Genomic DNA, 6,905 nt, shown 5'->3' on the forward strand with positions numbered 1-6,905 from the left:
CGGATCTCGGCATAGCAGCGCAGGACCACCCGGTCCTGTTCGGCACGCTTGACGGCGCAGGCATCGGCGGCAGCGACGATGTCGGGATTGGCGCGCAGGGCAGCGTTGGTGGGAATCCCCATCGTGCGCTCGGCTTGAGCCAGCAGCAGAACCCCGCCGTCCGAGGTCAACCGCCCGCCGTCGAAGGCAGCCGTGACCTTCTTGCGATGGATCGCTGGAAACGAAATCAGAGGCGCGCCATCGATGTTCTCGGTGGGGGTGGCCGGTGGCATTTTCTGTCCTGTGCAGGGAATGGCTTCGACACCCAATTTCCTATTTCAGAACAGAGCCTTGCGCTACTCCCGCCAACACTTCAGTCTCCGTCGGGTGAATAACAAAGGCTAGGGTGTAAGGATGATTTTGCCCGTCGTGCCACGGTCACGCAGCGCGTCCTGCGCCTGCGCCGCCTCGGTCAGCGGAAACAGCCTGGAGACGCGTGACCTTATTCGGCCTTCGTTAAGCAGGCCGACGACGCGGGCGATGTCCCCTTTGGCACCAAAGCCCCCGGTGCCCAGAATCGTTACCTGTCGCGCCAGAAGAGCGAGAATATCGAGATCGGGCTTGTTCCCGGACGCGACGCTGCATGTCACGATCCGCCCGCCGGCGCGGACACAGCGCAGATATTCCGGCCAATAGGCACCTCCCAGAATGTCGAAAATGACATGGGGCCCCTCGCCGCCCGTGAGGTCGAGGACGCTTTGCGCCCAGTTTCCGGCCGCGAAATTGACAGTGGCCTCCGCACCCCACTGCTTGGCGTCGGCCAATGTGTCGTCGGACGTGGAGCCTGCTATCACCAGCGCGCCGGCCAGCTTCGCCAATTGTATCCCCGCATTGCCCACACCACTGCCCGCCGCCGTGACGAGCACGGTTTCCCCGGGCCGAAGCCCCGCGCGGGTCATCAGTGCCTGCCAGGCGGTGAAGAACACGGCGGGAGCGGCCGCCGCGTCCTCGAAAGACAGGCTGCCGGCGATCGGCAGCACGTTGCGCCAGGGCAGCTTCACATATTCGGCATAGGTGCCGTCCACGGCCTGGCCCAATGCTGCCCGCTGGCGGCAGGTGCCGTGGTTGCCGGCAAAGCAGTAGTCGCAGGCATCGCAACTGATCGCGCCATTGACGATGACCCGGTCGCCCATCGCCAGCCCGCGCGCCTCGGCGCCGACCTGGGCGACGGTCCCCGCGGCATCGGTGCCCAGCACCAGCGGCAGGCGACCGAGCAGACCCTGGCGCACCATGATGTCGACATTGTTGACCGATGCCGCGCGCACTTGGACCAGCACCTCGCCTGCGCCAATCTGCGGATCGGGCCAGTCGCCATATATCAGCTGATCGGTGCCCCCCGCCTCCGCCACATGAACCGCTTTCATACCTAATCCTTCGTCGTCGTCACCCGCTACGTTCCCGGCCTACCCCGGCCGGGCGGGCACGATCCATAACAGGTCGTGCCCGCCGCATGGCGGCGTCGCAACCCTGTCTCAATATTTCACCGAAACCTGCATCAGGATCTGACGGCCCCGGCTGACCGTGCCCGACAGGTCAGCCCGCGTTCCGGTGGTGAGGCCGCCCGGCGTTCCCTGCAAGGGCTGCTCGGCGGTGCGCGAATAATAATATTCGTTGGTCAGGTTCTTACCGATGAGCGCTACGCGCCAGCGATCATCGTCGGGATGAATGGCGATCGAACCCGACACCTGCCAATAGCCTGGCATTCGGCTGGCCGGGATATTGGTGGTCGTGGTGAAATAGCCGCTGGTATAGGCGGCGTCGGCGTTGAGATCGAGGACCAGGTCGGGACCCACCGGCCGGGTATAGGTTGCGCCGCCGTTGATCATCCAATCGGGTGCACGGACCATCTGCTGACCGGACAGGTCCTGCAACTGGAACCGCCCAGCGGCATTGGGCGACACATTGCACCCAAGCGCCACCGTCTGGCCCTGATAGCATAGCGTCTGGAAATCCTTGTAGCGGCCATGGTTGTACGCCATGGCGCCGCGCACATCCAATCCGCTGATCGGCGTGGTCCAGGCAAATTCGCCTTCAATTCCCGTCGTCCGCGACTTGCCGGCGTTGACCGTGCGAAGCACCGCGCCGCCTGTGGGGGGCGTGAAGGAGATCGTCAGTTGCATGCCGGTTGTAGTGTAGGAATAGATGCTGAGGTTGGTGCGTAGCGTCCGGTTGAACAGCGACGCCTTGATGCCGCCTTCGAACCCCTTGGTGTTTTGCTGCCCGTACGACCTGTCGCCGCTGACATCCGCGAAGCCCGAATTGAAGCCGCCCGACAGGAAGCCTTCCCGATATCCGCCGAAAATGGTCAATTGTTGCGTCGGCCGCCACGTCGCGGTCAGTTCCGGTGAGAAATCGGTGAAGCGCCGCCGTGGTACACCGGTCGCGACCGGCGCGAATATGCCCGGCGGGACGCCCAGTTCGAAATCTACTCGCTTGGTCTCTTCCGAATAGCGACCGCCCGCCGCCAATTCGATGGCTTCCGTTGGCTTGAGGATGCCCTGCAGGAAAGCCGAATAGGCGTTGCCCCGCTGCCGGGCCCGGATGCTGCCCAGGCTGCGCGGCGGAGCGAAGGCACCGGAGGATGTCTGCGCAAATAGGTTGGAATAATGGTAGAAAGCGCCGGTCAGGAAATTGATCGGCCCGTCGAACGCACTGAGCAGCCGGAGCTCTTGGGTGAATTCCTTGAAGTTGAGATGCGCATAGAGGCCAAGCGCCGAGCCGGGCGCCAGCGTGTTGTTGAAGGTTTCGACCTGACGCTGTTTGAGCGAATAGAAACTGGATACCGAAGATAGAGTAAGCGAATCGCTCAGCTCATAGTCGATTGACAAGGGAGCCAGCAACTGATCCATTTTCAGGTAAGTACGGCCGTCGCCGAAATTGGTGTCGATCGCGACGAATGACGGCGGCACGTTGGAATGCTGGTATCGGCTGTCGGGCACGCATTCGATTTGCGGATCGCCATATTGCGAAGCGCCCATCGGGCAGAAAATATTCTGGACTGCGCCGGTCGACCCGTCATTCTCCAGATGGCTGTAATTGATCTTCAGACGAACGGTCAGGTCATCGTCGCCCAGATATTTCACGGTGAGCCGGCCGCCATATTCATTTTCACGCGGCCCGTGGGGCCGGCCCGTTAGGGGGTTGTCCTGCGGGAAGCCGTTTTTCATCCACCCCCGGCTGGTCGAACCGAACGCGGCCAGCCGCGCGCCGATATTTTCGATCAGCGGGCCCGATACCACGGCCTCACCGCTCAACTGATGGGCATTGAACTCATAGCCGGCCCTGCCGCGAGCCTCGAACCGGTCGGTCGGGTCGTTGGTGCTGATGACGATCGCGCCCGCCGGCGTGCTTTTGCCGAAGAACAATGTCTGGGGCCCTTTGAGGACCTGGATCTGGCCGACGTCGACCTCGCTCAGGCGGCGGATCGTCGCGCGCCCGATCTGCGCGTCGTCGATGACGAACGGCACGGCCTGGTCGGCGAAGGTGTTGGCGTCGCCCGCACCCAGGCCGCGCAGGAAGATGGTGCCGCCCTGGAACCCGCCGGACGCATCGCCCAGCTGAAGGCCCGGAACCAGCGTGTTCAATTCCTCTAGACGGACGATGCCGCGACGCTCCAGCGTCTCCTGTCCTACCGCCGTGATCGTCACCGGCACCGCGATCAGGCTTTCGCTACGTTTGCGCGCCGTCACGATGATGTCCTGCGGCGGCGCGTCGTCCGATGGCGTCACCGCCTGCGCGTCGTCCGCCATCGGGGCATCCTGCGCGAGTGATGGCGTCGAAAGGGCGATGCAGGAGGCCGCGACCATATAGGCGCAGCGGCGAGCCGTGCGGCGCCGGCCGGATAGGGATAGGTAGAATGGAATGGACATCGATATCTCCTGAATATTCATTTCTGTTTGTGCGAAGAGTGGAATTTCTTGGTCAGTCCGCGGCCTTTTCCGCCCAGGATGCCCGCACGACGCTGCCGAACCGGGGGAGGGTGCGCCGCGACAGCATGGCAGCTATGATCGAACAGATGACGCTGAGGGTCGCGAGACTGAGGCCAAGCCCGTCCGGCCGGCCGGCGAACAGGCGGTCCGACATCGCGCCGATGACCGCCAGTCCCACCGCCTGCGCCATCAGGCTGTTGAAAATGACGTAGAAGGAGGAGTTGAGGCCCCGGACGCGCGGCGGCGTCACCATCTGCAGCGCCCCCACCAGATTGCCATAATAGGACCCCAGCGCCAGCGCGCCGGTCGCCAGCAGCGCGATCGCCAGCGGTAGGCTCGTCACCGCGCCGGCGAGGCTCGTGGGAATGGCGATGAGCGCGATGAGCGATATGGTGCGCATCGGTGCGTCGCTCCTGCCGGCGCGCTGGAAAGACTCCGTCACCATCGTGCCGAAGATCGTGCCGATGAGCGGGCAGACGAGATAGACCGCGCCCAGGATCAGCCCGGCCTGCGCGCTGGAACAGCCATACATCCGCACCAGATGAGCGGCGAACCACGACATGCTGCCATAATAGGGAATGCCAAGCAGCGAGGCGCAGGCGAAAATCGGCAGGAAATCGCCCCTGACCCTCCAGAGCAGGCGGCACGCCTCGGCCAGCCGGAGAGGCCGTTCGGCTGCCGACACATCCATCCTCCGCGGTTCGCGGGTGAGCGCCATCATCAGGATGACCAGCGCGCTCGGCAGGCTGACGATGATGAAGGCCGCACGCCATGGCTCGAGCCCGAAAGCGAGCGACGGGCGCGAATAGATGGCCTGAAGCGCGATCCCCCCGGTCAGGAACGCCAGCCCCGCGCCCAGGGCCCCCGCCAATGTGAAGATGGAGAGCGCACGGACGACGCGGTCCTTCCGAAAGGCGTCGGTGATCATGGAATAGGCAGTCGGCGCCACGAAAGCTTCGCCCGCGCCAACGCCCATGCGGGCCAGGAACAGCATCGGATAGCTTTCGACAAAGGCGCAAAGCGCTGTGGTCGCCGTCCAGATCAGCACGCCCAGCAGCAAGAGATATTTGCGCCTGTAGCGGTCGACCAGAAAACCGACCGGAATGCTGACCAGACAGAAGGGGATGGAGAAAGCGACGCCTTGGATCAGCGCTACTTCAAGATCGCCGACGCCGAACGCGCGGCGTATGTCGGGCACCAGCAGCGACACGATCTGCCGGTCGATGAAGGATATGATGTAGGCGAGTACCAGGACGCCCAGAAGATAGGTGGCGCCACGGGATGACCGCCCGCCGTCGATATGGCTGTCGTGCATGTGTCGCGACCTTCCTGGTCAACGCGGGATTAGTGACGAAACCGCGCCGCCGGGCCTGGCCATTACTGACATTAGCGCGGGCCAGGGCGGAGGCAGCGTAGAGGTGCACACCGGGCAGCGTCGACGCGCAGCCGGGAGCCTGAGCTACAGGTTGTTTGCAATATCCTCCCCCCTTTTGATCTGCCGACCATATGGGAGGCGGGCGCGATGCGAAAGCGCACCCCATGCCCCTTAATTGATATATTGACGATCTATCAAAATTTGGCACACTGCCAGCCGGGCATGACGCGTTCCCCGTTACCAAGATCAAGTGTGCGATGACTGGATGAGAAGAGGGACGAGGGTCGGTATGTCGAGCGGATTTCCATCCAGGATCGCTGAGCTTGAGCAATGTGAGGCCCGGCAAGGGAGCAGCCCGTTTCTTGTCAACGAGTATGCGCTGGACCATCCTTGCCGGCGCGCCAGCGCGCGACTGGAATGGAGAAACTCGGTTTTCGCCGTCGCCCGCAAGATGCTGGCGGAGGATGGCTATCGCAGCTTTACCATCAAAAATCTCTCACAGCGCACCAAGAGTTCGCCACAGACACTACACAATAATATCGGATCGAAAGGCGATATTATTTTCCATGCGATCGTTAATTATAATCGCCTTCTCATATCCAAATACAGACCCATCATCGGCAATGACTATATCGGCATATTGGCAGCGCGCCACCTCACCATAAAATATTATCCCGACTATTCCAGGTCCGTATATAGTGTCGTCGAAGGCGACAACTATGTGAACATGAAAATATCGGAAGAGACAATCAAGGTCATATCCAAACTTGTGAGGTCTTCCCTGTCTGGCCTGCCCGTTCGCGAGGACGGATACATCAGCGTCAGCCGTGTAATCGCCGCAGCGGCCAGGACCTTCGTAAAGGAATGGATCAACGGCAGCTGCGACATTTACGAAATGACCGAAAATTCCATAGAGGGCGCGGAATTGTGCATATTGGGTGCCGCTTCCCGATGCACGTCCGCGTGGAGACCCCTGTCCGCATGGGCCGAAGGCGAGAGGATGCCCGTCGCCTTATGATCCTGCGCGCAGACAATGCTGAGCTCCAAATTAACCGCTGGCAGGATCGGCCGGGATCGCTGAACGGCTGAGAAGATGGTGGTGATGTCTTGTGCGGACCATCGGTCGTAGGTGGGCGCCTCCAAAAACCCTCGCGTTTGACCGCCTGATCTGATTCATTGCGCCTGATAGGAGGCAGGGATGCGGCAAGCAGGATTGTTCGGATTATCGGATCATCTGAAGCGGCTATCTGCGCGCGGCGATCCGCTGGAGGAACTGGGCCGGATCGTCGACTTCGAGGCATTTCGCCCGGTTTTGGTGGCAGTCCGAGAGATCAAAGAAACCAAGCTGCCCTGCCATCGCCGTCGCCTTCAGGTCATGGTGATAGTGAATCAGGTCAACCTCTCAGATGCCGGGGTTTTTCGAGCCGTCCAGCCGGCTGTCAAACCGCATCTTCAAATCCTACCCGTGGCCAGGCCGAGAACCTGATCAAACAGCATAAAACTCAGCTCAGCAGCGACCGCACCTCGTGCCGGTCGGCCAATGCAAACCAGATGCGGTTGGT

At 62.0% G+C, this 6,905-nt stretch carries 6 protein-coding genes and 1 pseudogene; 3 read left to right on the top strand and 4 right to left on the bottom strand.

All coding sequences use genetic code 11. The annotated features are described in order from the left end of the window. From ACFO3E_RS15030 to ACFO3E_RS15045, 4 genes are all read right to left on the bottom strand, one after another. Positions 1-272, bottom strand: a 272-nt coding sequence (locus tag ACFO3E_RS15030) for a transposase (protein WP_465269439.1), incomplete at its 3' end; no start/stop codon positions are given. Between the two features lie 108 nt (positions 273-380). Beyond that, complete coding sequence (locus ACFO3E_RS15035) at positions 381-1,403, bottom strand: alcohol dehydrogenase catalytic domain-containing protein (RefSeq protein WP_380805742.1); 1,023 nt, start codon at positions 1,401-1,403, stop codon at positions 381-383. A 108-nt stretch (positions 1,404-1,511) separates the two neighbouring features. Next, the gene (locus ACFO3E_RS15040) at positions 1,512-3,908 is read right to left on the bottom strand and encodes a TonB-dependent receptor (protein ID WP_380805748.1); all 2,397 of its coding nucleotides are present in this window, start codon (positions 3,906-3,908) and stop codon (positions 1,512-1,514) included. Positions 3,909-3,960: 52 nt separating this feature from the next. Next, positions 3,961-5,283, bottom strand: a complete 1,323-nt coding sequence (locus ACFO3E_RS15045; RefSeq protein WP_380805751.1) for an MFS transporter — start codon at positions 5,281-5,283, stop codon at positions 3,961-3,963. Positions 5,284-5,794: 511 nt separating this feature from the next. Here ACFO3E_RS15045 and ACFO3E_RS15050 point away from each other — a divergent pair. From ACFO3E_RS15050 to ACFO3E_RS15060, 3 genes and pseudogenes are all read left to right on the top strand, one after another. Next, entirely contained in the window at positions 5,795-6,361 is a 567-nt protein-coding gene (locus ACFO3E_RS15050; protein ID WP_380805753.1) for a hypothetical protein, read from the top strand. Between the two features lie 180 nt (positions 6,362-6,541). Continuing rightward, complete coding sequence (locus ACFO3E_RS15055; protein WP_380805755.1) at positions 6,542-6,829, top strand: hypothetical protein; 288 nt, start codon at positions 6,542-6,544, stop codon at positions 6,827-6,829. Next, positions 6,808-6,905, top strand: a pseudogene (locus ACFO3E_RS15060) (transposase); the annotation flags it as partial. The gene ACFO3E_RS15055 and the pseudogene ACFO3E_RS15060, both read left to right, overlap by 22 nt.

Origin of the sequence: Sphingobium tyrosinilyticum (genome assembly GCF_042654265.1) — a bacterium.
GTDB lineage: Bacteria > Pseudomonadota > Alphaproteobacteria > Sphingomonadales > Sphingomonadaceae > Sphingobium > Sphingobium tyrosinilyticum.

Bases quoted from the DNA above. Each gene is read 5' to 3' on its own strand.
- ACFO3E_RS15035 (WP_380805742.1), bottom strand. From the start codon at position 1,403: ATGAAAGCGGTTCATGTGGCGGAGGCGGGGGGCACCGATCAGCTGATA.
- ACFO3E_RS15040 (WP_380805748.1), bottom strand. From the start codon at position 3,908: ATGTCCATTCCATTCTACCTATCCCTATCCGGCCGGCGCCGCACGGCT.
- ACFO3E_RS15045 (WP_380805751.1), bottom strand. From the start codon at position 5,283: ATGCACGACAGCCATATCGACGGCGGGCGGTCATCCCGTGGCGCCACC.
- ACFO3E_RS15055 (WP_380805755.1), top strand. From the start codon at position 6,542: ATGCGGCAAGCAGGATTGTTCGGATTATCGGATCATCTGAAGCGGCTA.
- ACFO3E_RS15050 (WP_380805753.1), top strand. From the start codon at position 5,795: ATGCTGGCGGAGGATGGCTATCGCAGCTTTACCATCAAAAATCTCTCA.